This is a genomic window from Rhodococcus sp. IEGM 1330, assembly GCF_033142445.1.
Lineage (GTDB): Bacteria > Actinomycetota > Actinomycetes > Mycobacteriales > Mycobacteriaceae > Rhodococcoides.
The window spans coordinates 214,403-238,666 of the sequence record NZ_JAWLSB010000002.1 but is presented as its reverse complement, the minus strand read 5'-3'; the positions used below and the strand labels follow the sequence as shown (position 1 = coordinate 238,666).

The 24,264-nt window shown below is 63.6% G+C and carries 26 protein-coding genes and 1 riboswitch; of the genes, 15 read left to right on the top strand and 11 right to left on the bottom strand.

The window, feature by feature from the left end; genetic code table 11:
- Positions 1–109 precede the first annotated feature (109 nt).
- Positions 110–553: a MarR family winged helix-turn-helix transcriptional regulator gene (locus tag R4P57_RS05980; protein ID WP_317801940.1), complete on the bottom strand. Its 444-nt coding sequence runs from the start codon at positions 551–553 to the stop codon at positions 110–112.
- A gap of 59 nt (positions 554–612) precedes the next feature.
- Between R4P57_RS05980 and R4P57_RS05975 the strand changes: the two genes are divergently transcribed.
- Together R4P57_RS05975 and R4P57_RS05970 are read left to right on the top strand one after the other, a co-directional pair.
- The gene (locus R4P57_RS05975; protein ID WP_317801939.1) at positions 613–1,140 is read left to right on the top strand and encodes a phenolic acid decarboxylase; all 528 of its coding nucleotides are present in this window, start codon (positions 613–615) and stop codon (positions 1,138–1,140) included.
- Position 1,141: 1 nt separating this feature from the next.
- Positions 1,142–1,597 carry a DUF3237 domain-containing protein gene (locus tag R4P57_RS05970; RefSeq protein ID WP_317801938.1) on the top strand — a complete coding sequence of 152 codons (456 nt, stop codon included), beginning with the start codon at positions 1,142–1,144 and terminating at the stop codon, positions 1,595–1,597.
- 83 nt (positions 1,598–1,680) lie between these two features.
- On the opposite strand, the gene R4P57_RS05965 is transcribed toward R4P57_RS05970, so the two are convergent.
- The 3 genes from R4P57_RS05965 to R4P57_RS05955 form a co-directional block, all read right to left on the bottom strand.
- Positions 1,681–2,112 carry a PPOX class F420-dependent oxidoreductase gene (locus tag R4P57_RS05965; RefSeq protein WP_317801937.1) on the bottom strand — a complete coding sequence of 144 codons (432 nt, stop codon included), beginning with the start codon at positions 2,110–2,112 and terminating at the stop codon, positions 1,681–1,683.
- An 82-nt stretch (positions 2,113–2,194) separates the two neighbouring features.
- Positions 2,195–2,680 (bottom strand): tetratricopeptide repeat protein, encoded by a 486-nt coding sequence (locus R4P57_RS05960; RefSeq protein ID WP_317801936.1) that lies wholly within the window; start codon positions 2,678–2,680, stop codon positions 2,195–2,197.
- A 136-nt stretch (positions 2,681–2,816) separates the two neighbouring features.
- A complete protein-coding gene (locus R4P57_RS05955) occupies positions 2,817–3,185 on the bottom strand; it encodes a glyoxalase (protein ID WP_317801935.1) in 369 nt (122 codons plus the stop codon).
- 60 nt (positions 3,186–3,245) lie between these two features.
- Here R4P57_RS05955 and R4P57_RS05950 point away from each other — a divergent pair, with 60 nt between their 5' ends.
- Positions 3,246–3,716, top strand: a complete 471-nt coding sequence (locus R4P57_RS05950) for a nuclear transport factor 2 family protein (RefSeq protein ID WP_317801934.1) — start codon at positions 3,246–3,248, stop codon at positions 3,714–3,716.
- A 76-nt stretch (positions 3,717–3,792) separates the two neighbouring features.
- Here R4P57_RS05950 and R4P57_RS05945 read toward each other — a convergent pair whose 3' ends face one another.
- From R4P57_RS05945 to R4P57_RS05930, 4 genes are all read right to left on the bottom strand, one after another.
- Complete coding sequence (locus tag R4P57_RS05945; RefSeq protein WP_317801933.1) at positions 3,793–4,581, bottom strand: ABC transporter ATP-binding protein; 789 nt, start codon at positions 4,579–4,581, stop codon at positions 3,793–3,795.
- Positions 4,578–5,603 carry a FecCD family ABC transporter permease gene (locus tag R4P57_RS05940; RefSeq protein WP_317801932.1) on the bottom strand — a complete coding sequence of 342 codons (1,026 nt, stop codon included), beginning with the start codon at positions 5,601–5,603 and terminating at the stop codon, positions 4,578–4,580. Before R4P57_RS05940 ends, R4P57_RS05945 begins: the two co-directional genes overlap by 4 nt.
- Positions 5,600–6,628, bottom strand: a complete 1,029-nt coding sequence (locus R4P57_RS05935) for an ABC transporter substrate-binding protein (RefSeq protein WP_317801931.1) — start codon at positions 6,626–6,628, stop codon at positions 5,600–5,602. The genes R4P57_RS05940 and R4P57_RS05935 overlap by 4 nt, the downstream gene beginning before the upstream one ends.
- Positions 6,629–6,674: 46 nt before the next feature.
- Positions 6,675–6,809: riboswitch (cobalamin riboswitch) on the bottom strand.
- The gene (locus tag R4P57_RS05930; protein ID WP_317801930.1) at positions 6,805–8,004 is read right to left on the bottom strand and encodes an MFS transporter; all 1,200 of its coding nucleotides are present in this window, start codon (positions 8,002–8,004) and stop codon (positions 6,805–6,807) included. Its footprint overlaps the riboswitch before it by 5 nt.
- A gap of 46 nt (positions 8,005–8,050) precedes the next feature.
- Between R4P57_RS05930 and R4P57_RS05925 the strand changes: the two genes are divergently transcribed.
- The 4 genes from R4P57_RS05925 to R4P57_RS05910 all read left to right on the top strand — a co-directional run bounded on the left by R4P57_RS05925 (position 8,051) and on the right by R4P57_RS05910 (position 11,729).
- Entirely contained in the window at positions 8,051–9,115 is a 1,065-nt protein-coding gene (locus R4P57_RS05925) for a substrate-binding domain-containing protein (protein WP_317801929.1), read from the top strand.
- A gap of 135 nt (positions 9,116–9,250) precedes the next feature.
- Positions 9,251–10,594, top strand: a complete 1,344-nt coding sequence (locus tag R4P57_RS05920; protein WP_317801928.1) for a bifunctional diguanylate cyclase/phosphodiesterase — start codon at positions 9,251–9,253, stop codon at positions 10,592–10,594.
- A gap of 15 nt (positions 10,595–10,609) precedes the next feature.
- Positions 10,610–11,029, top strand: a complete 420-nt coding sequence (locus R4P57_RS05915; RefSeq protein ID WP_317801927.1) for a TIGR03668 family PPOX class F420-dependent oxidoreductase — start codon at positions 10,610–10,612, stop codon at positions 11,027–11,029.
- Positions 11,030–11,174: 145 nt separating this feature from the next.
- The gene (locus R4P57_RS05910) at positions 11,175–11,729 is read left to right on the top strand and encodes a GNAT family protein (protein ID WP_317801926.1); all 555 of its coding nucleotides are present in this window, start codon (positions 11,175–11,177) and stop codon (positions 11,727–11,729) included.
- Here R4P57_RS05910 and R4P57_RS05905 read toward each other — a convergent pair.
- Positions 11,711–12,700 carry a hypothetical protein gene (locus R4P57_RS05905; protein WP_317801925.1) on the bottom strand — a complete coding sequence of 330 codons (990 nt, stop codon included), beginning with the start codon at positions 12,698–12,700 and terminating at the stop codon, positions 11,711–11,713. The genes R4P57_RS05910 and R4P57_RS05905 overlap by 19 nt on opposite strands.
- A gap of 295 nt (positions 12,701–12,995) precedes the next feature.
- Between R4P57_RS05905 and lysX the strand changes: the two genes are divergently transcribed.
- From lysX to R4P57_RS05880, 5 genes are all read left to right on the top strand, one after another.
- On the top strand, positions 12,996–16,307 hold the full coding sequence (gene lysX, locus R4P57_RS05900; protein WP_317801924.1) for a bifunctional lysylphosphatidylglycerol synthetase/lysine--tRNA ligase LysX: 3,312 nt from the start codon (positions 12,996–12,998) through the stop codon (positions 16,305–16,307).
- A 108-nt stretch (positions 16,308–16,415) separates the two neighbouring features.
- Entirely contained in the window at positions 16,416–17,312 is an 897-nt protein-coding gene (locus tag R4P57_RS05895; RefSeq protein WP_317801923.1) for an alpha/beta hydrolase, read from the top strand.
- 100 nt (positions 17,313–17,412) lie between these two features.
- Positions 17,413–18,417: a beta-ketoacyl-ACP synthase III gene (locus R4P57_RS05890; protein ID WP_317801922.1), complete on the top strand. Its 1,005-nt coding sequence runs from the start codon at positions 17,413–17,415 to the stop codon at positions 18,415–18,417.
- A 172-nt stretch (positions 18,418–18,589) separates the two neighbouring features.
- Positions 18,590–18,991, top strand: coding sequence for a PPOX class F420-dependent oxidoreductase (locus tag R4P57_RS05885; RefSeq protein WP_317801921.1), 402 nt, complete (start codon positions 18,590–18,592; stop codon positions 18,989–18,991).
- A gap of 50 nt (positions 18,992–19,041) precedes the next feature.
- A complete protein-coding gene (locus R4P57_RS05880) occupies positions 19,042–19,521 on the top strand; it encodes a DUF4190 domain-containing protein (protein ID WP_317801920.1) in 480 nt (159 codons plus the stop codon).
- Here the strand turns inward: R4P57_RS05880 and R4P57_RS05875 are convergent.
- On the bottom strand, positions 19,510–20,736 hold the full coding sequence (locus R4P57_RS05875; protein ID WP_317801919.1) for an MFS transporter: 1,227 nt from the start codon (positions 20,734–20,736) through the stop codon (positions 19,510–19,512). The two genes, R4P57_RS05880 and R4P57_RS05875, sit on opposite strands and share 12 nt — an antisense overlap.
- A gap of 82 nt (positions 20,737–20,818) precedes the next feature.
- Here R4P57_RS05875 and R4P57_RS05870 point away from each other — a divergent pair, with 82 nt between their 5' ends.
- From R4P57_RS05870 to R4P57_RS05860, 3 genes are all read left to right on the top strand, one after another.
- Positions 20,819–21,730: a LysR family transcriptional regulator gene (locus R4P57_RS05870; protein WP_317801918.1), complete on the top strand. Its 912-nt coding sequence runs from the start codon at positions 20,819–20,821 to the stop codon at positions 21,728–21,730.
- Positions 21,731–21,734: 4 nt separating this feature from the next.
- Positions 21,735–22,349, top strand: a complete 615-nt coding sequence (locus R4P57_RS05865; RefSeq protein WP_317801917.1) for a histidine phosphatase family protein — start codon at positions 21,735–21,737, stop codon at positions 22,347–22,349.
- 87 nt (positions 22,350–22,436) lie between these two features.
- Positions 22,437–23,942, top strand: coding sequence for a phage infection protein (locus R4P57_RS05860; RefSeq protein ID WP_317801916.1), 1,506 nt, complete (start codon positions 22,437–22,439; stop codon positions 23,940–23,942).
- Here R4P57_RS05860 and R4P57_RS05855 read toward each other — a convergent pair.
- Complete coding sequence (locus R4P57_RS05855; protein ID WP_317801915.1) at positions 23,877–24,173, bottom strand: putative quinol monooxygenase; 297 nt, start codon at positions 24,171–24,173, stop codon at positions 23,877–23,879. The genes R4P57_RS05860 and R4P57_RS05855 overlap by 66 nt on opposite strands.
- Between the last annotated feature and the right edge of the window lie 91 nt (positions 24,174–24,264).

The window sequence follows — 24,264 nt, the reverse complement described above, 5'->3', positions numbered from 1 at the left end:
ACCCCTTCCCTCCCGTCGCGGCCTGCCGTGACCACTCAATGTGACATTTAGTGGCCTTTTCGGGGGTCAATGTCACATCGAGTGGACTTCGGTTGACCGGGCCGAGAGTTCAGGACGGTCGACGAGACAGGATTTCGGTGATGTCGGCCAAAGCGGGGATTGCCGCAGAGAGTGCTCGACGGCTGTCCACGGTCAGCTCGTCGAGTGCGTCGGAAAGCACCTGCGAACTGACTGCGTCATATTCGGCGAGGAGACGCAGGGCCGTCGGCGACGCCGTCAGGGTCGCTCCCCGGAGGTCGTTCGACGAGATCGATCGTTCGACGAGACCCGCGTCGACCATTGCTTTGATCAGGTTGCTGACGGTGGATCGGGCGAGGTTGAGATGTGCGGCGAGGACTCCGGGGCTCATGGACGGCTTGTCGACCAGGGCCCTCATCACTTCGACGTGCGAGTCCGGGAGGTCCGGCAAGTCCGCGGCTTCGCGGGTCGCGCGAAGCAACGAGCGCCGAAGGGGTCCCAGTTGTCGACCGAGTTCGATGGCGGTGGAGTGCATCGTCCGATGATCGCACAGCTAGTTTTGCCGCAAACATAGTTTTGTGACAAAATATGATCATGACTTCAGAGACCACGGTCCAGAACCCGATTCCGAGTCAAGACCTGAGCGGAATCGTCGGACACCGATTCATCTACACCTACGCAAACCACTGGCAGTACGAGATGTACGTCAAGAACGCCACGACCATCGACTACCGAATTCACACCGGCATGGTCGGAGGACGGTGGGTCAAGGACCAGGAAGTCGACCTCGTTCAGCTCGACGACGACGTCTACAAGATCTCCTGGAACGAACCCACCGGAACATCCGTCGTCGTCAACGTCATACCAGGTAAGCGACGTCTGCACGGAACCATTTTCTTCCCGCAGTGGATCGAACTGGACGGAACGAGAACCGTTCTCTACCAGAATGATCACCTCGACGAGATGCGCACCTACCGTGATGCCGGACCGACCTACCCCATCTACGTGGTCCCCGAATTCGCAAGAATCACGCTGTTCGAGAACGTGGGCGTCGACGACGAGACGATCGTGTCGGTCGCGCCGGCCGATCTGCCCGACGGGTTCGCCGACCGAACCAACTGAGGTGGGCCCCGGGCTGATATTCATCGCACATCTGTCGGTGACGGTGGGCGTTCCGATCGATCTCGGCGAGGTGGGCGATGGTCACCGCAGGCTTGTCCCGATCCTCGGCGGGACCGTCGATGGCCCGCTCCTGCACGGTCGGGTACTGCCCGGCGGAGCGGACCACCAGATTCTCCGAACCGCTACGCTCACCGAACTGGACGCCAGATACGCGCTCGAGACCGATGCAGGCGAACGAATCGCAGTACACAACGTCGGCATCCGAAGCGGCACCAAGGAAGACATCGACGCACTTGTCCACGGTGAACACGTCGCCGCCGACCGCGTGTACTTCAGGAGCCAACCGCGCCTGTCCTCTGCCGCGAGCCGACTCGCGTGGATGAACGAACGATTGTTCGTCGGATCCGGTGAACGCTTGCCGAACTCGGTCGAGCTAGACGTGTACCAGGTCACTTGACCGGTGCGATGGCTTGCACTCAATGTGACCTTCGGTGGCCTTTTAGGCAGTCAATGTCACATCGAGTGGACCTGCAAGGGCGGTCAGGCGATCGATTGGCCGTAGACGTGTGTCACCGCGATGGTTATCAGTACTCGCCGATCAGCGACCATGACTGCTCGGTATTCGTTCCAATCGGGGTGTTCGCCGGCAGCGGCGCGGAAGTAGTCCACCAGGGCATCGACTTCGGGGCTGTCGGGTGACGATCCAGGGCCGGTGAGGGTGACGGGTCCTTCCGCCGTTGCCCATGCGGTGCCGTCGGCGCTGGTCACTTCGAGTGCGGCACGAGGGTCTCGGCGCAGATTCGCCGTTTTCGCTCGCCCATCGGTGACCGAGATCGTGATGGTGCCGGCTGCCCGATCGTAGAACGGCGTCACCGGGGACAGCTGCGGTGTTCCGCTGGCTTTGATGGTGGCGAGCACGCCGATTCGGCTCTGCTCGAGAAGCGCATGTGGATCGTAGGAACTACCGGTCATGAATTCCCCTCGGTCGTCGAAACAAGCGTGCACGAACGTCAACAGAAAACGCCGTCGACGACGCCATTGTTCCGTTCCGACCTCACGGTGGTCCGTCGTCGAACAACTCCGCCGCGTAGGCCCCGATTGCTCGACGGTATCTCCCCAGCGCCGGATCTGCTGCGTGCAGTGCGGTCCGCAGAGCCTGTGCCCCGTCCCCCTTGTCCCATAGTGCGAGTGCCACGAATGCATCCCGCGCAGGCAAGTATTCGGTTGAGAACTCGAACTCCTCGAGCACTCGCAACGCGTCGTCCTGTCGGCCCACGTTTCGGAGCGAGCTCGCCAGTTGAATCCGAGCCTGGTTCTCCCTGTCGACATCGAGCCCGCGGGACAACGATGCCTCGTACAGCGGGACGGCCGCGGATTCTTCGCCCAGAAAGTCTTCCAGGGAAGCTCGCTCGAACAATCCACGGGCATCGGAACACTGTGCAAGGGAAAGCAATCGGTCGATCTGAATCCGCATACGAACGGGGTCTGTGTCGTCTGCGTCCCGCCAGAATTCCGCGATTCGTTCGTCCCAACTCTGCATGGAAGCGATCGTCCACGATGCTCCGGCCTGCCGCCACCGCTGCGTCTTTCGGCACATGCATCGGCTTCGATCTCGAGCATCGTCATCCGGAGAAGTCAGGAGGCCGATTCTCCGGCTTAGCGATGACACTCGACAACTATCGAGCTGCTACGAATTCGATTCGATTGCCCACGCCATCGCGGGTATGGAACCGTCGTCGACCCGGGATCTCCTCAGGGTCGGCCCAATTCACCGGGTAGCCCGCAGACGTCAACGCCACAGCGGTTGCATCGACATCGGCGACAAGAGCCGGGTGCGCCTTCACTGCCGGACGAAAGTCGTCGTCGATCCCGACATGCAACTCGCCGTCGGGACCACCCACACCCGGCACCCGAAACCAACAGCCCCCGCGTACGGCCAACAGCGGCGGCTTCGGGATCTCCTCCCAGCCCAAGGCTCCTGAGTAGAACGCACGCTCGAGATCCTCGCCGCCCGCCGGACACGCGACCTGCACATGATCGATCATCGACAGAACGTACCGCCGACTCGATTGACACGTCGGTGAACGGTAGGCAAACGTATGGGCATGCAACTGAGATTTCTGGCCGGCATCTCGACGGCCTTCGCATTCAAGCTCCTGCTGATGCGAGCGCTGACACTCAAGCTGCAGCGAGACATCGAAGCACTGAACAACGGCAACTACCGCCCGCTACTGTCGTCCTTCCACCGAGACGCAGTGCTCAAGTTCGCCGATGGAGACAGCCGCTGGTCGGGCACACACCGCGGTCGTGCAGCCATCGAAAAATTCTTCCAGGACTTCGTCGCAGCCGGTATCAAAGGACAGATCACCGAAATCTACAGCGGCGGCGCACCCTGGCGAATGACCCTTCTCGCGCGATTCGACGACCGAGCCCACGCAGCCGACGGTACCCAGATCTACAGCAACCGCACAGTGCTCCTGGTCCGCACGAGCTGGGGGAAAATCATCTCCCAAGAAGACTTCTTCGAGGACACCACACGCATCGACGCATTCGAGAAGAAACTGCGGCAACTCTAGATCCCCGGCCCGGCGTGACAGCGTGCAATCCGCGGGTACTCAATGTGACATCTAGTGGCCTTTTCGGGGGTCAATGTCACATCGAGTGGACCCCAGGGTCGGACGGTGCGGGGCGGCGGTAGGTCACCTGTGGGTAGTTGTCGGCATTCGTGACGCTGGCGTGCACGTTGTATACCGTGCGCACCAGGTGTTCGGTGATCACTTCGTTCGGCGTTCCCGATGCCACGATGGCACCGTTGTTCAGGACGACGATCCGGTTGCAGAACATCGCCGCGAGGTTGAGGTCGTGGAGGGCGATGTAGCTGCTCAGGGGTAGGCCTGCGACGAGGGTGAGGATATCGAGTTGGTGTTGGATGTCGAGGTGATTGGTCGGCTCGTCGAGCAGTAGTTCGGTGGGTTGTTGGGCGAGAGCTCGGGCGATCTGGACTCGTTGGCGTTCGCCGCCGGAAAGGGTGTGCCATCGTCTGGTGGCTTTCGATGCCATGGCGGTGTCGGTGAGTGCTCGTGCGATGGCGGCATCGTCTTCGGATGCGTCGCCGCCGAGGATGCCGTGATGTGGGATGCGGCCGAGACGGACGACGTCACGGACGCTGATGTCGACGTCGGTGTCGGAGTGTTGGTCGACAATTGCCACGCGTCTGGCGATGCGGCGTCGACGTAGTGTTCGCAGGTTGTCTCCGTCGAGCAATACGTCGCCGCTGTCGGGGGCGACGATGCCGGCGAGGATGCGCAGTAGCGATGATTTACCCGAGCCGTTGGGGCCGATCAGGCCGATGGTCTCGCCGGGTTCCGGCTCGAAGCTGATGCCGTCGAGGATCGGGTGTCCACCGCGGGTCCATCGAAGGTCTTTGGCGTGCAGTGTCATCGAGATCTCCTGAGCCGAAAGAGAATCAGTGCGAAAGCAGGCACGCCGATCAGTGCCGTGACCACTCCGACAGGAATTTCCTGTGGTGCGAACACCGTTCGGGCGATGGTGTCGACCCAGACCATGAAGATCGCGCCCATCACCACCGTCGTCGGGAGCAGTCTTCGGTGGCGCGCTCCCACGAGGAAGCGGGCGGCATGTGGAAGAACCAGGCCTACGAATCCGATGGCTCCGGCGGCACTGACGAGGGCGGCCGTGATCAGTGCGGTGATGACCAGCAACAGGATTCGCACACATTTCACTGGAACCCCGAGGGATGCGGCCGCGTCGTGCCCGAAGGTGAAGGCATCGAGGGCAGAGGTGTTGAACAGGCACACCACTATTCCCAGCAGTGCCACAGCGCCGCACAGTGCCACGTCTGTCCAGTCGGCGCCGCTCAGGGAGCCGAGCAGCCAGAACAACACTCCCCGGGTTTGTTCTGCGTCGGCCGAGGAGATGACGATGAATGAGGTCAGAGCCGAGAACAGTTGTGTACCTGCCACTCCCGCGAGTACGACCCGGTCGTTGCCGCCGCCTGCACCTGCGGCGAGCAGCATCACCAGCACGAACGACAGCAGTGCTCCGGCGAATGCTCCGGTGGACAGCGACAGTGCGCCGCCGCCGACGCCGAGCACTGCGACGACGACGGCACCGGTGGATGCGCCCGACGAGATACCCAGCACGAACGGGTCGGCCAGAGGATTGCGCAGCAGCGATTGCATGATGGCTCCGCAGAGCGCGAGGCCTGCACCGCAGATGGCAGCGAGCAGCGTTCGGGGCAACCGCAACTGCCAGACGATACCGTCGTCGATGCGGCTCACTCCGGCCGTGCCGATCCCGATGTGCCCCAGTATCACTCGATACACATCGGACACCGACACGCTGGCCGGGCCGATCGTCACGGCCACGCCGATCGAGAGCACCAACACCACGAAGCCACCGAGCAGAAGCGGGATCAGCAACCCGCGATCGGTCCGGCTCATGGGGTGGTCAGTCCCCAATTCTGCAGAGCCGCAGCAACTTTTTCGACCCCGTCGATCGTGCGGATCGACGGGTTGAGGTCGGCGCCGTTCACTACGATGTACCGCTTGTCCTCGACGGCGGTGAGCCGACTCGTGACGGGATTCGATTCCAGGAAGGCGATCTTGCTGTCGAGAGCATCACCGGCGATGCTCCGTCGGCTCAGATCCGCGAGCACGAGCGCCGTCGGATTGCGATCGAGAACACTCTCCCAATTGACCTGAGGCCATTCGTCGGTGGTGTCGGAGTAGATGTTCTCGGCGCCGACGGATCCGGTGATGATGCCCGACGATCCACAGCAACCGGCCATGTACGGGGTGTCGGTGTCGGCGAACCAGTACGCCAGCGTCACACCCGAGGCGTCGACGGCTCCTGATGCCGTCGCGAAGCGATCCTTCAGCTCGCCGACGAAGCGTTCGCCGCGATCACGCACGTCGAAGATGGCTGCGAGGTCGCGAATCTCCTGGTAGACGGTCTCGATCTCGAGGGGTGATGTACGCGCACCGTCGGAGTTGACGCTGTCGTCGGTCTTGCCGTTGCAGTCGGTGGGAGAGAGGTAGCTCGGCACAACGAGCTGCTCGAACTGGTCCCTGTCGGCGACGCCTCCCGGCCCGAGGGTGCCGCCGAACGACGCGGAAACGAAGTCGGGCTCGGCGTCCAAAACCACCTCCAGGGAAGGTTTGTTGTCCGCCAACCTGGGGACCTTCGCGTTCTCCGATTCGAGGTTTGCGCGGACGGGATCGGTCCAGGTGGCGGAGCCGACCATGCGGTCGGCGAGGCCGAGTGAGAGAAGAATTTCCGTCGAACCCTGATTCAACGAGACCGCGCGTCGAGGTGGGGCGTCGATGACGACGTCGCGGCCACAGTTTTCGATGGTCAGCGGGTAGTTTCCGGTGGTCGGGGTGGCTGCGTCGGTCGTCGCAGTGGACGAACAGCCGGCGAGAACAAGGATCGAAACAGCGCCTAGTACGGCGAGAGTGGTGCGCATCGTCAGAGCTTCCTGCTGAGGGCTCGTGTCGCGGAGCCGCGGATGGAGGTGGATCGCGACGTCCGAGCATTCGGACTTCGAGCTCTCACTCGTCACCGTTGCGCGCCAGCTCCGGATTTGCACCGGATTCCCTCGTTCGCCGCGTGCTGACCCTATCGTGCGGGGTACCTCGACGGTCAGCGTGCCGCTGCTGTCACCGGCTCCTGTGCATAGCTGCGCGGAAAGGTCTTGCGCGCCATCACGACTACGGCCAGCGCTGCGGCGACCAGCGCCGTTGCAGCAGCGGTGACGGCCACGATGCCGCTGAGGTCGATCACCACACCGCCCACCAGGGCGCCCGTCGCGATCGCCAACTGGAAGGCAACGACATAGATCGCCGACGCCTTGTCCGCATCGGCTGGGGCCGCTCTGACCACTGCCGATTGGATACACACCGGGAGGGTGGTGAATGCCAGTCCCCACAAGGCGATCGCACCGACGGCGAACACGGCCCAGCTACCCGGCGCTCCGCTCAGAGTGCACCAGAGAACTGCCACCGCAGCGGTCACTGCGCCCAGAGCGGCGACGGTCGAGTGCCGAGGCCACCGGTCGTAGGTTCTGCCGATCACCCAGATGCCGATCACTCCGAACAGCCCGTACAACATCAACATCAGGGTCAGAGTGGTGCCCGCCGATCCGATGGCACGGTCGACGATCACCGAGAAGTATGTGTATGCGGCGAAATGACCGAGGACGGCCAGAAACGTCACTCCACACAGAACGGCCAGGGTGCCGTCGAGCACTCGCGGTGTCTTTTTCTTCTCCGACGCCGCCCGGGTAACCGGTAGTACCGGGAGGATGAAGTACAGCGCCACCGCGATTGCTGCGGCCACGATGCCGAGAATCGTTGCTGCCGTGCGCCATCCGAACCATTGGCCCATGGCGGAAGTGAGTGGATTGCCGGCGACCAGTGCCAGCGAGGTACCGGCGTACACCGTGGCGATGGACTTGCCCTGCTTACCGGGTAGCGCGAGCGACGCCGCGACGGGCGCGACGACGGCCCAGAAGACTCCATGCGTTGCCGCGCAGAGCATTCGGGAGATCACCAACATCGGATAGCCGACGGATACCGCCGAGAGGAGTTGCGAGAGTGCCAGTGCGGCAACGGTGATGACGACGACGCGCCGTCGGGGCCACTCGCGCACGAACCGGATCAACGGCATCGTCATCACGGCGACGCCGTACGCGTAGAAGGTGAGCAGGAGACCCACGGCGGATTCGCCGACACCGAGGTCCCCGGATATCTCGGGGAGCAAACCCACGGGCAGCGTTTCCGCCGTGACGTAGATGAATGCGGCTGCGGCGAGCACCAGCAGCTTCGGTAGCGGCGAGGACATGCTGTGTATCGTTACACAAAAGCCTGCCGCGCGCTACAGTGGGCCGGTGAACACTCGGGTGACCATGGCTGATGTCGCGGCGTCCGCCGGCGTGTCCACCATGAGCGTCTCGTACACCTACAACCGACCGAGCCGGGTTTCGGCGGCCACACGCGATCGCGTGCACGAGGCAGCAGCCACCCTCGGATACGCCGGTCCCAACCGCACGGCGCGGTCTCTGCGCAGTGGCCGGCACAACAGCATCGGCGTCGTCCTCGGCGAGAAGCTCACCTATGCCTTCGAGGATCCCCAGGCTCGACGCTTTCTGTCCGGTATCGCCGAAGCGTGTCTCGACGCCGACACCGCGCTGGTGATGCTGCCGAACCTGCACCGCGACACCGACAACGCACGTATCCGAGACGCACAGGTCGACGGGTACGTCGTATGGACCACCGAGATCGACGACCCACTGCTCGACGTGCTCGTCGACACCGGCCGCCCCACGTGCATCCAGGGTGGGCCCGACCACCCCGGCCTGAACTGGATAGCCATCGACGACAGAGCGGCAGCCGACGCGGTGGCCGCCGCCGCGTTGAACAGCCGATCTCGACCTGCCATCGTCGCTCTCAGACCCGATACCCGACGCGAATCGACGATCGTGAGTGGCGCGGACGCGTCGGACATCTCGATGCCGGTGACCCGAGCGCGACTCGAGGGCTACCGAGACGCGTGCCTGCAATCAGGGATCGACTGGTCGACGGTGCCGACTCTGTTCACCACCCACAACGCGCGCGCAGAAGGCGACCGAGCAGCGCGACTGTTGTTGCAGGACAATACCATCGACACATTGCTCGTGATGAGCGACGAACTTGCCCTCGGGGTACTCGACGCTGCGGCCGCAGCCGGAATCGACGTTCCGGGGCGACTGGCCGTCACCGGGTGGGACGACTCCCCCGCCGCAGCCGAAGCCGGATTGACCACCGTTGCGCAGTCGCTGTTCGATCAGGGCCGGTCGTCGGCCCGGTGGGTGCTCGGACTCAGCGACAGTGTGGACGACGCGATCTGGAGCGTCGAAGAACGAGCATCGACAGGACGCACAAACGGCCCACAAACCAAGGACACCGTGTTCTAATAGTCCTAAAAAAGGGGATGTTCCCTGTTTATAGCGCTGAAGCAGACTCTTCGGTTACTATCACCCATGGCTGTCCGGCCATGAGGGGGAACAGTGAGCCGAGAGCACGACGCGCCGCCCCGTCATGTCCCCGCAGTGTCCGGAACCGCTGGCATTCCTGGAACCGCGGCCCAACGCGACGCGCTGACCGGCCTGCCGAACCGCGACGAGATCCTTGCCCTCATCACCGTCGAGCTCGACGGCCGCACTCCGGACCGCCGGTTCAGCGTCCTGCTGGTCGACATAGACGGCTTCCGAGAATTCAACGACGCCCTCGGACCAGCACAGGGCGATGAACTGCTCTGCATGATCGCCGACCGACTCCTCGCCTCCACCCGCCCCGGCGACACCATCGGCCGCCTCACGGGCGACGAATTCGTCGTCATTGCACGGGGCTGCCACTCCATAGCCGCACGCGCCTTGGCTGCCGGATTCGCGAGCATCTTCGAGCCCGCCTTCGAGCTCGACGGCCGCCAGCTCACCCTCACAGCCAGCGTCGGAGTCGCCTCGAGCACCGACACCGACATCAGCGCTACCCAACTGGTCCACAACGCTGCCGCAGCCATGCACGCCGCCAAAGCCGTCGGACGCAACGAACACCACGTCTTCACCGACGAGCTCCATCACACCAACCGCACCCGACTCGAACTCATCGAACGACTACGCGGCATCGCCATGGTCGAGCGCGAACTGACCATGGTCTACCAACCCATCGTCGAACTCGCGACAGGAACGGTCGTCGGTGCGGAAGCCCTCATCCGATGGCACCACCCCGAACTCGGCCTGCTGATGCCCGACACCTTCATCCCCCTCGCCGAGGACGCCGACCTCATCGTCCCACTGAGCATGTGGATCCTCGCCGAGGTCGCGCACACGATCGCCGACTGGCAGACCCGCAACATCCACCTCCAAGTGGGCGTCAACATCAGCCCAGCCCACTTCGCAACAGGAACCCTCGCCACCGACGTCATCGACACTGTCGACACCTACGGCATCGAACCCGGACGGCTCGCCCTCGAACTCTCCGAATCTCAGACACTCCACGACCTCGACGCCGTCCACTACCAACTCCGCGACGTCCAACGCCACGGCGTCCTCATCGCCATCGACGACTTCGGCTCCGGCTTCTCCTCCCTCGAACGACTCGCCACCCTCCCCGTCGACACCCTCAAGATCGACAAATCCCTCACCCAACACCTCGACAGCGACAACCTGCACCGACGCCGCGCCATGACCACACTCTGCACAGCCCTCGTCGACGTCACCACCACCCTCGGCAAAGACACCGTCATCGAGGGAATCGAGACACCGGAACAACTCCAGATCTGCACCGACATGGGCGTAACCTTCGGCCAAGGACACCTACTCGGACGCCCCATGCCCGTTGCGGCACTCGAACAATTCATCACCCGACACAGCACCCACAGCGAATCCGCATAACCCGAGGAACCGAACGTGAAGATCGACAACGAAGTCCAACGCTTCACCGACGCACCCCGAGCCCAACTCTCCACCATCAACCCCGACGGCACACCGCACCTGGTACCGATCGTCTTCGCCGTCGCCCCCACCGGCGACCGCATCTTCACCGCCATCGACTGGAAACCCAAAACAACGCAAAAACTCCAGCGACTCGACAACATCCGCGCGGACCCCGCCGTCAGCCTCATCGTCGACCACTACACCGACGACTGGTCCCAACTCTGGTGGATCCGCGCCGACGGAAACGCCCACATCGTCGAAACCTCCAGCACCGAAGGCACATCGGCCACCGACGCCTTGGTCGCGAAATACAGTCAATACAAAAACAACAGACCCGAGGGTCCGGTCATCATCATCGACAAACTGTCCTGGCGATCCTGGTCGGCTTCCTGACCCCGCCCCCTGCCCCCTTTGTCCACTCAATGTGACCTTCAGTGACCTTTTCGCCCGTCAATGGCACATCGAGTGGACTGCGGGTGGGTGAAAATGCAGCAAAATTCGTTGGCACGTCGAGTGCACAGTTGACACACTGCTGACCATGCTCCACGTGCCTCCCGATCGGATTGTCACCGAACGCCTCGACATTCGTCGCGAATCGGCCGACGATGCCGTTGCCATTGCCGACGTGATCGACCGCAATCTCGTTCGCCTTGCGCCCTGGATGGGGTGGGCGACCGAAGAAGCCGCACAGCCTTCGACTCAACTCGCTCGTATCGCCGAGGCCGTCGAGCAGTGGGGTGCCGGGGAGATGTTCGATTACGGAATTTTCGACCTCGAAGGTGGTGCGTTTCTGGGCAAGATCGGGATGCATCGCCGAATCGGCCCGCATGGAATCGAATTGGGATACTGGCTCGACGCCCGAGCCGAGGGACATGGGGTGATCAGCGAGGCCGTCGCTGCCCTCATACAGGAGGCCTTGAAACTGGACGGAGTCATTCGAGTCGAAATTCATTGTGATGCAGCGAATTTCAGAAGTCAGGCTGTACCCAGGAGGCTTGGCTTCGTTCTCGACAGGATCGAGCATCAACCGATCGCAGCTGCGTCCGAGACCGGCGAGCACATGGTCTGGGTGTATCAGCCCGACCGACGATAAGCCTGATCTGCTCGCGGTCGGACCGTCACATTCGGTCGCGGTCGCGCCTTGGCCTGCTCGTAACGCGCCCGAAGGTCGGACAGTACGCGTTCCGGGTCGTCCCGAATATCGCTCGGCAGATGTGTCACCACGATGAGGCCCGCGTTCTGCGCTCGCTCACGACGCGCCACCGTCGCCCTGTGCGCCGCGGGCGAGAGGTGGTATTCCAGCGAGTCGATCTCCCAATCCAATGCGACGTCATCGAGCCAATTGTCAGCGATCAACAGAAACTTTCCCCGCTCGTCGTGGACGACAACGTTGTGTTGCATCGCCGGAAGTCCGCTGCGCGCGTACAGCTTCTGGGCCTGGGCCTCTGCAACGGAATGCGCGCCGGCCGCCAATTCCCGCAGCACCCGTCGCGGCATCGCCGTCCCTCGTGTACTACCGGCGTCGAGCTCCTTCATGATCGCATCCACGGTGGCCGCGCCTTTCTGCACGACACTCGCAATCAACGCCATGCACTGCTCGGCATTCTTCATACGCCGAACTGCATCGCACAAGCACCGAACGATCGGGGCGACGCGAAGTCCCGACTTCGTCTCCGCCGTCGGCATTCGCCACGTTCGCTCCACCACTGCGAAGCTCACGGACTTGCGATGTTGCGGCTCTGGAATCAGTGCGAAAGTCTCCTCCAACGAGCCCGACGGGCCCAATCCATGCAACGCCAACCCTGCCCGACCGCTGATGACAGCGTCTTTGCCGCAGTAGATCGCCACCGCTGTGGCGCGTTCCATCGGCGTCAGCGAGCGATTCTTCAAGAACACCAACCCAGGTAGCGCCCGTGACCATCTGCCGTCCGGCTGGGTGCGTCGAACAATGGTCTTCGACGCCACCCCGAGCTCGAGCAGATGAGCTGTCCGCATGAAGCCGCGATCCGACGCAGCCGCGATCACCTTCGCATCGACTCGTGCTCCACCCCGCTTCATACCCATGATGATGCACAGTCCGCACACTGCGAATCCGACTCGACGACGGGAAACGAATTGCCCTGTGGATAACTCACGCCCTGTGGACAAACTCCCAACCCACGAGCGCCGTACCAACATTTAGTGCACAAGAAGATCCGCTGCCCGCACCCGACCTGAGTCCACTCGATGTGACATTGACTGCCGAAAAGGCCACTGAGCGTCACATTGAGTGGGCGGGGGTGCGGGCAATGGGCAACTGACTCGGGTCGGCGGGGATACCGTCTACGTTGCAAGGGCATTCTGACTTCGGGAGTGAGATATGACGGCGACAGCAGTTCCCTCGGAGCGGTCCGGGTCCATGGCTCCGCGGTCGTTCGTGCCACCCGCGCGCGGTCGTTTGAGTGAGGTGCCCCATATCGCGGGCTTGGTGCTCGGCGTGTTCGCGGTGTTGTTGTTTCTGTGGAGTCTGTCGCCCACTCTTCGTTTCCTGATTCACGTTCCTCGCGAGTACGTGGACAACTATTACTTCGATGCTCCCGATACGAGTTTGTCGTGGGCGCTGGTGGTCGGGTTGTTAGCGGCGGCGTTGGCGAGCCGTAAGCGCATTGCGTGGTGGTTGCTGACGATTTATCTGGTGTTGTTGGCGATCACCAATGTCGTCGAGGGCATCACGGACAAGAACGTCAATTCGTGGATTGCGCTGGCCTTGCATGTCGTGGTGACGGGGTTGTTGATCGCTGCGCGCAAGGAGTTCTACACGCGGGTGCGTCGTGGTGCGGTGTGGAAAGCGCTCGGGGTGCTCGTGCTGGGCGCTGCCATCGGAACGGTGATCGGGTGGGCGCTCGTTGCGTTGTTCCCCGGTTCGTTGCCGGAGAGTCAGACGTTCCTGTGGGCGTTCAATCGCGTGACGGCGTTGGCGACGGTGGACAACGAGCAGTTCGACGGCAGGCCGAACGGAATCGTGAACACGGCGTTGGGTCTGTTCGGAGCGTTGGCGTTGCTGGGCGCAGTCATCACGTTGTTTCGTTCTCAGCGGTCGAGCAATGCGCTCACCGGTCGCGACGAGTCTGCTCTGCGTGGCCTGCTCGACAAGTGGGGCGCCGACGATTCCCTCGGCTACTTCGCCACCCGGCGCGACAAGGGCGTCATATTCGCCACCAGCGGCAAGGCGGCGGTGACGTATCGCGTCGAGGTCGGTGTGTGTCTGGCGAGTGGTGACCCGATCGGCAACCCCGAGGCCTGGCCGCATGCGATATCGGAATGGTTGGACCTGGCCGAGAAGTACGGTTGGACCCCAGCTGTCATGGGAGCCAGCGAGATCGGGGCCACCGCGTACAAGCGGGCCGGACTGAGCGTCCTCGAACTCGGCGACGAAGCAATCCTGAAACCCAAAGATTTCAACCTCAATGGACGCGAGATGCGCCCCGTGCGTCAGGCGGTCAACCGGGCTCGCAAGGCGGGTGTCGTGGTCACCGTGCGTCGTCATCGAGATATTTCGTCGGAGGAGATGTCGGAGATCATTGCCTGCGCCGATGCGTGGCGCGATACCGAGACCGAGCGTGGTTTCTCGATGGCGTTGGGCCGGCTGGGTGATCCGCTCGACGGCGATTGTCTTCTGGTGCAGGCGGTTCAGGGTGAGAAGGTGATCGGTGTTCTCTCGTTGGTGCCGTGGGGTCGTACCGGTGCGTCGCTGGATCTGATGCGCCGCGACCCGGCGTCGCCCAATGGGTTGATCGAACTGATGGTGACCGAGCTCGCCACCGGCGCAGACCATTTCGGTATCAGCAAGATCTCGCTGAACTTCGCGGTGTTCCGCGCGGCGTTCGAGGAGGGCAGCCGGATCGGTGCCGGGCCGGTGTTGCGAATCTGGCGCAGCGTGCTGGTGTTCTTCTCCCGGTGGTGGCAGCTCGAGGCCCTGTATCGCTCGAACGTGAAGTACCTTCCGGAATGGGAGCCGCGCTACCTGTGCTTCGCAGACAATCGGGTGTTGCCCAAGGTCGGCGTCGCGTCGGCCATCGCCGAGGGCTTTTTGACCCTCCCGACCTTCCGACGCGCCTCGAAGCACACCGGTTCCCACGTTGCGGTGCCAGCAGCTCTGGCCGACGCCGACGACATTCATCCCGACGGCAGCGGACCCGACAGCGTCCCGGACGAGCCGACACCGGGCCGTAAGCGTCCCGACCAGGTGCGCGTGCGCATGTCGAAGCTCGATCGACTCGAACGCGAGGGCACCGAGGGCTATCCCGTCGCCTATCCCCCGACTCATACGGTCGAGGCAGCGGTTGCATCGCCGCAGGGTACAACGGTGCGAATCGCCGGCCGCATTCTGCGTATCCGTGACTACGGCAGCGTGTCCTTCGCCGTCATCCGTGACTGGTCGGCCGATATCCAGGTGCTGTTCGACCGCGAACGCGTCGGCGACAGAATCGAAGAATTCGATGCCGACTTCGACCTGGGCGACCTCATCGAGGTCAGCGGAACCATCGGATACAGCAGGCGTGGTGAGCTCTCGCTGCTGGCCACCGAGTGGCGAATGAACGCCAAGTGCCTGCATCCGTTGCCGGACAAGTGTCGCGGCCTCACCGACCCCGAGGCTCGGGTGCGGCAGCGGTATGTGGACCTGGCAATCAATCGGGATGCTCGTGCTCTCCTGATCGCACGCTCGAATGTGGTGAAATCCCTCCGTGATTCGCTGGGAGAGCGCGGGTACATGGAAGTCGAGACACCGATTCTGCAGCAGGTGCACGGCGGTGCGAACGCCGCGCCGTTCGTCACCCACATCAATGCCTACAACCTCGATCTCTACCTGCGAATCGCCCCGGAGCTGTATCTCAAGCGCCTGTGCGTCGCAGGCATGGAGAAGGTGTTCGAGATCGGGCGTGTGTTCCGCAACGAAGGAGCGGATTTCAAACACAATCCCGAGTTCACGATCCTCGAGGCGTACGAGGCCCACAGCGACTACGAACGCGCAATGGTGTTGTGCCGCCAGTTGATTCAGCGGGCTGCGGTTGCGGCGCACGGACGCGAGATCATCTTGCGCCCCGACGGCCCGAACGGAGAGATGATCGAGATCGACATCTCCGGCGAGTGGCCCGTCAAGACGCTGCACGGTGCCGTCGCCGAGAAGTTGGGCGTTCCCGTCGAACCGTCGACCCCACTCGGCGAACTGCAACGCCTGTGCGACGAGAACGACATTCCGTACGAGAAGACTTGGGATGCAGGGGCCGTCGCCCAGGGAATGTACGAGCATCTCGTCGAGGACTACACCGAATTCCCCACCTTCTACAAGGACTTCCCGACGTCGATGTCGCCGTTGACGAGGCCGCATCGGAGCATTCCGGGCGTCGCTGAGAAATGGGATCTCGTCGCGTGGGGCGTGGAGTTGGGTACCGCGTACAGCGAGTTGACCGACCCTGTCGATCAGCGGCAGCGCCTGACCGAACAGTCTCTGTTGGCGGCCGGGGGCGACGAGGAGGCGATGAGCTTGGACGAGGACTTCCTGCAGGCACTCGAGCACGGGATGCCGCCGACCGGTGGTCTCGGCATGGGCGTCGACAGGGTCGTCATGCTCATCACCGGAGGTAGCATCCGCGAAACGTTGGCGTTCCCGCTGGCCAAGCCCCGTCAATGACGTCCTCCACAACCGCTCCACGAGGGCGAGTGTGCAAAACCGGGAAAATGATGGAAACTGGGGGGTGAAACAGACGACAGGTCGGCAGAGCATCGTGGGGAACCAAATATGGACAGCGGGAATCGAGCCGAACGCAGTGCGTTGTTTCCCGTGAAACATCCGCCCGGTCGATACGTCGAGGTGGACGGACAACGTCTGCATCTGTTCGTACGCGGAACCGGCCCCACGGTCGTCCTCTGCGGAGGCCTCGGCAGCAATTGGTTCGACTGGAACGACACCGTCGACATCTTGAGCGCCCACCATCACGTGGTCGTTCTCGACCGCCCCGGCTTCGGACTCAGCGATCCCCTGCCCGTCGGTGCCACGCCCACCGTCCGCGGGGAGGCAGAGAGGATCGCCGGCGTCCTCGACGCACTCGGTGTGACCGAACCGGCCGTCGTCGCCGGCCACTCGATCGCCGGCTTCTATGCAGAGGCCGTCGCCCGCCTGTACCCGTCGCGCATCCGCGGAGTCCTGCTCCTCGATTCCAGCGCCGAATCCGACCCCCGACGCATCATCCCGGCAGCCGTGCGCGTCAAGACCGCACACCTGATCACGACGATGCTCACCAAGACCGGTCTGCAACAGCTGGTCGGACCCCGTGTGCGCCGCGTCCTCAACCAGGCGACACCCCCCGACGGCACACCGCAGGAGACGTTCGACTGGGTCGACGACATCTATCGCCGACCCACCTACCTCGCAGCGGCGCTGGTGGAAGACGTCGTCTACCCGGATCTCGCCGTCGAACTCAACCGCATCCGTAAGCAGTTCCGACTCGATGTGCCCGTCATCGTGGCGGCCGCACACACGGGCAGGCCGTCGCCGTGGGGCAAGAGATGGATACGAACACAGCGCAAACTCGCTGCCTACCTGCAAGCGGAGTTCACCGTCGTCATGCCCGCCCATCACCACGCCATGATCGACAAACCCGCCGAGGTCGCGGCCCTCATCGCCGAACTGGTGTGAACTCCTCGCGGCGACGCACGTAACGTGTGTCACCGAGCCCGCAGCCCAAGACCCGAGCCGAAGCTCGGCGATGGCGCGGTAGCACGAGAGGAAATTGAAGATGGGTGCGATCAGCACGACGCAGGGACGACAGTCGAAACTACTCGGACTAGGCGTTCACCGCCCCGAGCGAATCGTGACCAACGACGAGATCTGTGAATTCATCGACTCGAGCGACGAGTGGATCCAGACGCGCTCGGGAATCAAGAACCGGCGCTTCGCCGATCCCAAGGAAAACGTCGTGGAGATGTCCATCGCGGCAGGTCGTAAGGCCATCGAGGCCAGCGGAATCACGGCCGACCAAGTCGACACCGTCATCGTCGCCACCTCGACGCATCTCGAACTGACACCCCAAGCAGCCGCGAAAGTAGCTCACGGACTCGGCACCAAGGGGCCAGCCGCATTCGACATCTGCGCCGGCTGCGCAGGCTTCTGCTACTCCCTCACCGTCGCATCGGACCTGGTCAAGGCCGGTACCTCCAAGTACGTCCTCGTCATCGGTGCAGAACAGCTCAGCGTCACCACCGACCCCTACGACCGCACCACACGCTTCATCTTCGCCGACGGCGCCGGTGCCGTGGTCGTCGGACAGAGCGACGAAACCGAGATCGGGCCCGCCGTCTGGGGCTCCGACGGCTCGCAATCCGACGCCATCGTCCAGACAACCGACTGGTACGACTACATCACCGAAGAAGGCCTCGAGCGCCCCTGGATCCGGATGAACGGAATTTCCGTCTTCCGCTGGGCCGCATTCGAAATGGGCAAAGCCGCGCAGCGAGTCCTCGACGTCGCCGGCATCAAGACCGACGAACTGCACGCCTTCATCCCCCACCAGGCCAACAGCCGCATCACCGAACTACTGGCCAAGAGCCTGAACCTCGCCGACGGCACCCCGGTCGCCAACGACATCGCCGAAACCGGCAACACCTCGGCAGCCTCGATCCCACTGGCCATGGAAGAACTACTGCGTACCGGCAAAGCAAAAGCAGGAGACACCGCACTGCTGCTCGCCTTCGGTGCCGGACTCTCCTACGCCGGACAGGTAGTAAAACTCCCCAACCTGTAGTCGCCGATCCACACCCCGATGCACCCGATTCCCGAGTGCACCCGATCCCCCAGTGCACTCGATGTGACATTCAGTGGCCTTTTGGGCAGTCAATGGCACATCGAGTGGACTCGGGGGGGCGGGAGTGGGCGGAAGCAGGACCAGAGCGGGGGTCGAGTCGTAAGGTTGTCGTATGCCGAAGCCCCCGTTGCCCGATGCTGCTGTGGAATTGTTGAAGAAGCCGAATCCCGCCGTCATGGCTGTGGTTCGTGCCGATGGAACGCCGATCACCGCACCCACCTGGTATTTGTGGGAGGACGGGAAGATCGTGCTCAATTTCGACGCGTCTCGGAAGCGTCTCGAGCACATCAGGGCCAATCCGAAGGTCTCCATTTCGGTGTTGGACGAGGCCAGTTGGTACACGCATGTGACGGTGCACGGCTCGATCGAGTTGCAGGACGACCCGAATCTGGTGGATATCGATCGCATTTCGACGCATTACACCGGAAATCCGTATCCGGTTCGGGATCAGCCTCGGGTGACCGGTTACGTGACCGTCGACGCGTATGTGGGCTGGGGCAAGCTCGCGACATAACCACTGCACGCGCTCTTGCGGCGACGGTGTCGAGGTGTCACACTCCCGCCATGGGCTATCCGCAGGGTGAAGGCAGCGATTCGTTCGACGCATCCATGAAGGACGAGTCGTACGGGGGTCAGCAGCAATATCCTCCGTATCGGGATCCGAATGCGCAGCACCAGAACCCCCAATACCCCAACACCCAATACCAAAATCCCCAGTACCCCAACCCGCAGTACCCCAACCCGCAGTACGGAAATGCGCCCTATGCCGGCGGTTATCAGGCTCCCGCGTCCACCAACACGTTGGCGATCGTGTCGCTCGTGTTGGCCATTCTCGGTCTGACGTTCATTCCGTTGCTCGCGTCGGTGTGCGCGGTGGTGTGTGGCCACATTTCGCGCGGTCAGATCAAGCGCACCGGCGAAGGCGGGGCCGGGTTCGCGACGGCAGGGCTGATCATCGGATACGTATCGATCGCGCTCTTCGTCGTCATCGTGGGTGCGATCGTCATTTTTGCCATCGCTGCCGCAAACACGTCAACCTACTGATACAGGCTGCGCCAATCGGCCGTTCAGGCATGCAGCCCACACGCCTGCGATCAGCGCCAACCCAATGACGAACAGCGCCAACGCGTCCCATCCCAGCGACTGGAACACGACGCCGCCGATCCATCCGACGATGGACGATCCGCCGTAGTAGAAGAGGTTGTACAGCGAGGTTGCCTGCGCGCGGCCGTGGACGGCGCGTTGTCCGGTCCATCCCGACGCAATGGCGTGGGCGGCAAAGAATCCCATGGTCAGGATCACCAGTCCGGTCAGAATGACGACGAGGTTCGACGCCATCGTCAGTGCCACTCCGGCGATCATCGTCGCGGTGGATCCGGCGAGCACCACCGACCTGCCGTGCTTCGTCGCGAGCGTGCCCGCTACCCGTGAGGACACGGTACCGCTGAGGTACGCCACGAAGATCAAGCTGATCAGGGACTGTGGGAGACCGAAAGGCACCGCCTCCAAACGGAATCCGAGGTAGTTGTAGATCGCGACGAAGCCGCCCATCAGCAGGAATCCCTGGCCGTAGAGTGCCGCCATCCCCGGTTCGCGCAGGTTCACCCGGAGTCGTCCCGGCAGGTCACGAATCTGGCTGTGCACGAGCGTCGTTCGCGGCCGAGGTGCGAGCCACACGAACAGCGCGGCGGCGAGGGCGGCGATCAATGAGACGGTCAGGGTACCGATTCGCCAGTTGGTGTATTCCGCAACGGGTCCCGCGACGATTCGGCCGAGCAGTCCGCCGAGCGTTGTGCCGGAGACGTAGGTCGCTGCAGCAAGGGCCGTGTGATTGCGATGTACCTCTTCGCTGAGGTACGCGATCGCGATGGCCGGGAGACCGCCCAGTGCCGCACCTTCGAAGAATCGAACGACCAGGAGCACGTCGAGCGAGGGCGCGAGCGGTACCAGCAGTCCCAACGTCGTGGCAGTGAGGATCGACGCCGTCATGGCCCGAACTCGGCCGATGCGGTCGGCCGCAACCGACCAGGGAATGACCGACACCGCGACCCCGACCGTCGCGAGTCCGACGGCGAGCGAGGACTGCGACGGCGTGATGTCGAGATCGGCGGCGATGAGCGGCAGGATTCCCTGCACCGAATACAGCTGAGCGAACGTTGCTACTCCGGCGAACAGCAGTGCCAGGACGAGCCGGCGGTATTCGCGCGATCCCCTGGGATGTCCCTCCCATCCGAGGACCTCGGGCTGCGTCGTAGTCATGCAGATCACGTTAGAAGCGCTCACGGTATTCGTCCAATGCATGAGAGGTAGCAATCCGATACGCCAGCGATATGATTCGACGATGCGTCGCGAAGCGATCGAACTGCTGCCGCTGCTGCCGACTCTCGTCGCGGTAGCCGACACCGAACACATCACCGACGCTGCCCACGTCCTGGGCGTTCCACAGCCCACCGTCAGTCGGCAGGTCGCCCGCGCCTCGGCGATTCTGGGTGTCGACATCGTCGAACGACGCGGCCGCGGCATCGTGCTCACCAGCACCGGCCGAGTGCTGATTCCTTATCTCCAGCGGGCGTTGAGCGATATCGACGCCGGTATCGACGCGATGACCGAGCACGACGCCCGGGCCCGCGGCCGTATCGCAGTGGCGTTTCAGAACACCCTGGGCGAGGACGTCGTACCGGCGCTGATCCGGCAGTTCCGCATCGACCACCCGGCCGTCACGTTCGATCTGGATCAGGGTGCCCGCGCACGCTGCCTCGACCGTCTCGACGATGGGGTCTCGGACCTCGCGTTCGTCTCCCTCAGCGCCGAGCACACGGACGACAATTCGTTCCAGCTCTACGACGAGAGGCTGATGCTCGTGGTTCCGGCCGATCATCGCCTCGCCTCACGCAGATCGGTCGATCTCGCCGACACCGCCGAAGAGAACTACATCGCGATGGGCCACGGTTTCGGGATGCGGTCGATCTGCGACGAGCTGTGGGCGGACGCCGGTTTCACTCCGCGCATCGCATTCGAGGGGCAGGACACCCACACGGTGCGCGGACTCGTCGGGGCCGGTCTCGGCATCGCCATCCTGCCGCGAATCCGTGCGCATGGCGCCGAGGGCGGAACGGTGGACATCGGACTCACCCAACCGGCCGCACGTAGGCGAATCGGCATGGTGTGGGATCCACGGGCCGATTCGCCGCGTCAGGTTGCGGCTTTTCGATCGATGGTGCTGCGCAGTGGTCGAACACTCGTGATTAGGTGAGTCGATGCAACTGGTTCTGGTGCGGCATGCCCTTCCGCAACGGTCGGAGACCTCGGCCGATCCCGCTCTCGCCGAACTCGGCGTCGAACAGTCTCAGCGAGTGCCGGGTGCCGTGGCCCGGTTCCCGATTTCCCGAGTCGTCTCGAGTTCGCAGCTGCGGGCCGTCCGGACTGCGCAACCGTTGGCCGATCGGCTCGGTCTGACAGTCGAACCCGACGAGCGCCTGACCGAATACGATCGCGACTTCGGCGGCTACGTTCCGATCGAGTCGGCCAAGACCGAATTCCGTGAGGCCTTCGATCGCATCAAGGCCGGGCATCTGCCCGAGCAGGTCGACGAGCAGGCGTTTCGGCAGCGAGTTCTGGCCGGTGTGGCCGATATCGTCTCGGCCAGCGCTCACACCGACACCGTGGCGCTGTTCGCCCACGGCGGCGTGATCAACATCCTGCTGCAGGACATTCTGCAGACCCCGAAGGTGCTCGGCTTCCCGATCGACTACTGCTCGGTGACGCGTGTGCTGTTCTCGCGCAGTGGCGCGAGGTCGGTCTCCTCGGTGAACGAGACCGAGCATGTGTGGGACCTGCTGCCCCGCAACCGGCAATCCACAGAGAGCTCTTAAACTCCCAGGTAGAGGGCATGAAATGCGGCGTCAACGGCCATCGAGTGGTCGGCGAGGCCGCACCTGGCAGTTAGCCTCGAACTCATCATGGGTGAATTGCGTATCTTTCGACGTCCTGCCGTTGCTCTCACTGCGCTGGCGTTTCCTCTGGTTGCGGTAGGTGCCTTTGCACTGGGCACCGGCTACGACCTCGGTGGCGAATCCACGGCCACCACCACCACCGTCGTCGCCGGCACGGAGCAGGCACCGGCACCGGACCAGCAGACGGCGGATCCTCTGGCCGCGGCAAGGAGCAGCCTCAACAGCGCATCGCTGCCCATCACGTTTCTCTCCAGCGGTATCGGCCAGCTGACCGACGGCGGAACGCAGCTCAACGACGGCGTCGGGCAGCTCGCCGACGGCATCACCCAGGCGCACGACGGAACCGTTCAGCTCGCCGACGGGTTCGGTCAGTACCGCGACGGCATCGGTCAGCTCGGGGACGGCGCGTCGCAGATCAGCGGTGGCGTCGACCAGGTTGTCGACCAACTCACCGGCTTCGGCGCTCTGCAGGCAGATTTCACCGCGAAACTCGCCGCCACCGCAGACCAGGTCGATCGCTTCCCGCACCCAGGATCCGACGCCATCTCCGGCGAGATTCGCGGGGTCATCAACACCCTGAACACCCAGGCTTTCGGGCCCGACACCCTCGCCCAGCTGCAGACCCTCAAGGGCGGTGCTCAGCAGCTGTCCTCCGAACTCAACGACCCCAACAGTCAGTTCCTCGGTGCCACCGCACAGCTCGGCGACGCCACGGTCCAGCTGCGGGACGGACTCGGCCAGCTCGACGACGGCGGGCAGCAGCTCAAAGCCGGCACCGATCAACTGGTGACGTCGGTCAAGCCGGTCGAGGGAATCGTCAACGGCATCGCCACCAACGTGCGCGACGCCTCCGCGGCACTCCCGCCGGGTGCGTCCGCGACCGACGACGCCACCACGGACCAGAATCTCGCGGCCACAACGACGTCCACCGGCACCGGTGCCACTCCGTATCTGATCGCGGCGCTGGTGGCTCTCGGAGCTCTCGGCTGCGTCAGCCTCGTGCGAGTACTCGGCAAGGACAGCAGCCCACGAGTGCTCTCGGTGGTTGCAGCCGTTGCCGCGGTGGGCATCAGCGCCGCCGTTGCGTTCGCCTTCGCCACCGACGCAGCCCTCGGGCCAGTGCTCGGCGCAGGCGTCTTCCTGATCGTCTCCGCCGCGGCATACCTCGCCGCAGCGGGAGCGATTCAACGGGTGCTCGGCGCCGTAGTCGGCCAGATCGTCAACGTCGTCGCCCTCGTGGTTCAGGTTGTCGTCTGCGGCTTCGCGTACGCGTCGACTGCACCGATCTGGGGCGATCTGGCGGCGTTCATGCCGATGAGTTACACCGCGGCCGGAGCCCGCATCATCGCGTCGGGCGAGATGAGCGGGACCGGCTGGCTCGCGATCGGTGCAACAGCGGCTCTGCTGGCCGTCTCGGCGCTTGTCTACACGAGCGCGCGCGGGGACTCAGCCGACGGGTCGGAGCGGATGGATGGCGGGCGGAGCCGCGAGATGGGCACCGAACTCGCTTAGCGCCTGCTGCAGATGCGGGGTCTGCATGTGACCGTCGAGGTCCTCCTGCGACTTCCACACCTCGATGGTGATGAACGTGCCCGGCTCTATCGCCGACTCGAACAGTTCGTAGGAGACGTTCCCGTCTTCCTTCCGTGATTCGGCGACGAGGGCCGCGAGGCCGTCGCGCACGGCGTCGACAGCATCCGGCTTGGCGATGATCGTCGCGACGACCTTCAGATCGATGGTCATGAGGTGATGTTTCCTTCGTTCGACGAGGCACACATTTCTTCACCGAACGTACCCCCGACCCGCCTAAGCTGAGGTGTCCATTCGGGAAGGG

Excerpts from the sequence above, each read along its gene's own strand:
- R4P57_RS05980 (WP_317801940.1), bottom strand. The coding sequence starts at position 553 with ATGCACTCCACCGCCATCGAACTCGGTCGACAACTGGGACCCCTTCGG.
- R4P57_RS05975 (WP_317801939.1), top strand. The coding sequence starts at position 613 with ATGACTTCAGAGACCACGGTCCAGAACCCGATTCCGAGTCAAGACCTG.
- R4P57_RS05965 (WP_317801937.1), bottom strand. The coding sequence starts at position 2,112 with ATGACCGGTAGTTCCTACGATCCACATGCGCTTCTCGAGCAGAGCCGA.
- R4P57_RS05960 (WP_317801936.1), bottom strand. The coding sequence starts at position 2,680 with ATGCAGAGTTGGGACGAACGAATCGCGGAATTCTGGCGGGACGCAGAC.
- R4P57_RS05955 (WP_317801935.1), bottom strand. The coding sequence starts at position 3,185 with ATGATCGATCATGTGCAGGTCGCGTGTCCGGCGGGCGGCGAGGATCTC.
- R4P57_RS05950 (WP_317801934.1), top strand. The coding sequence starts at position 3,246 with ATGCAACTGAGATTTCTGGCCGGCATCTCGACGGCCTTCGCATTCAAG.
- R4P57_RS05945 (WP_317801933.1), bottom strand. The coding sequence starts at position 4,581 with ATGACACTGCACGCCAAAGACCTTCGATGGACCCGCGGTGGACACCCG.
- R4P57_RS05940 (WP_317801932.1), bottom strand. The coding sequence starts at position 5,603 with ATGAGCCGGACCGATCGCGGGTTGCTGATCCCGCTTCTGCTCGGTGGC.
- R4P57_RS05935 (WP_317801931.1), bottom strand. The coding sequence starts at position 6,628 with ATGCGCACCACTCTCGCCGTACTAGGCGCTGTTTCGATCCTTGTTCTC.
- R4P57_RS05930 (WP_317801930.1), bottom strand. The coding sequence starts at position 8,004 with ATGTCCTCGCCGCTACCGAAGCTGCTGGTGCTCGCCGCAGCCGCATTC.
- R4P57_RS05910 (WP_317801926.1), top strand. The coding sequence starts at position 11,175 with ATGCTCCACGTGCCTCCCGATCGGATTGTCACCGAACGCCTCGACATT.
- R4P57_RS05905 (WP_317801925.1), bottom strand. The coding sequence starts at position 12,700 with ATGGGTATGAAGCGGGGTGGAGCACGAGTCGATGCGAAGGTGATCGCG.
- lysX (WP_317801924.1), top strand. The coding sequence starts at position 12,996 with ATGACGGCGACAGCAGTTCCCTCGGAGCGGTCCGGGTCCATGGCTCCG.
- R4P57_RS05895 (WP_317801923.1), top strand. The coding sequence starts at position 16,416 with ATGGACAGCGGGAATCGAGCCGAACGCAGTGCGTTGTTTCCCGTGAAA.
- R4P57_RS05890 (WP_317801922.1), top strand. The coding sequence starts at position 17,413 with ATGGGTGCGATCAGCACGACGCAGGGACGACAGTCGAAACTACTCGGA.
- R4P57_RS05885 (WP_317801921.1), top strand. The coding sequence starts at position 18,590 with ATGCCGAAGCCCCCGTTGCCCGATGCTGCTGTGGAATTGTTGAAGAAG.
- R4P57_RS05880 (WP_317801920.1), top strand. The coding sequence starts at position 19,042 with ATGGGCTATCCGCAGGGTGAAGGCAGCGATTCGTTCGACGCATCCATG.
- R4P57_RS05875 (WP_317801919.1), bottom strand. The coding sequence starts at position 20,736 with ATGACTACGACGCAGCCCGAGGTCCTCGGATGGGAGGGACATCCCAGG.
- R4P57_RS05870 (WP_317801918.1), top strand. The coding sequence starts at position 20,819 with ATGCGTCGCGAAGCGATCGAACTGCTGCCGCTGCTGCCGACTCTCGTC.
- R4P57_RS05865 (WP_317801917.1), top strand. The coding sequence starts at position 21,735 with ATGCAACTGGTTCTGGTGCGGCATGCCCTTCCGCAACGGTCGGAGACC.
- R4P57_RS05860 (WP_317801916.1), top strand. The coding sequence starts at position 22,437 with ATGGGTGAATTGCGTATCTTTCGACGTCCTGCCGTTGCTCTCACTGCG.
- R4P57_RS05855 (WP_317801915.1), bottom strand. The coding sequence starts at position 24,173 with ATGACCATCGATCTGAAGGTCGTCGCGACGATCATCGCCAAGCCGGAT.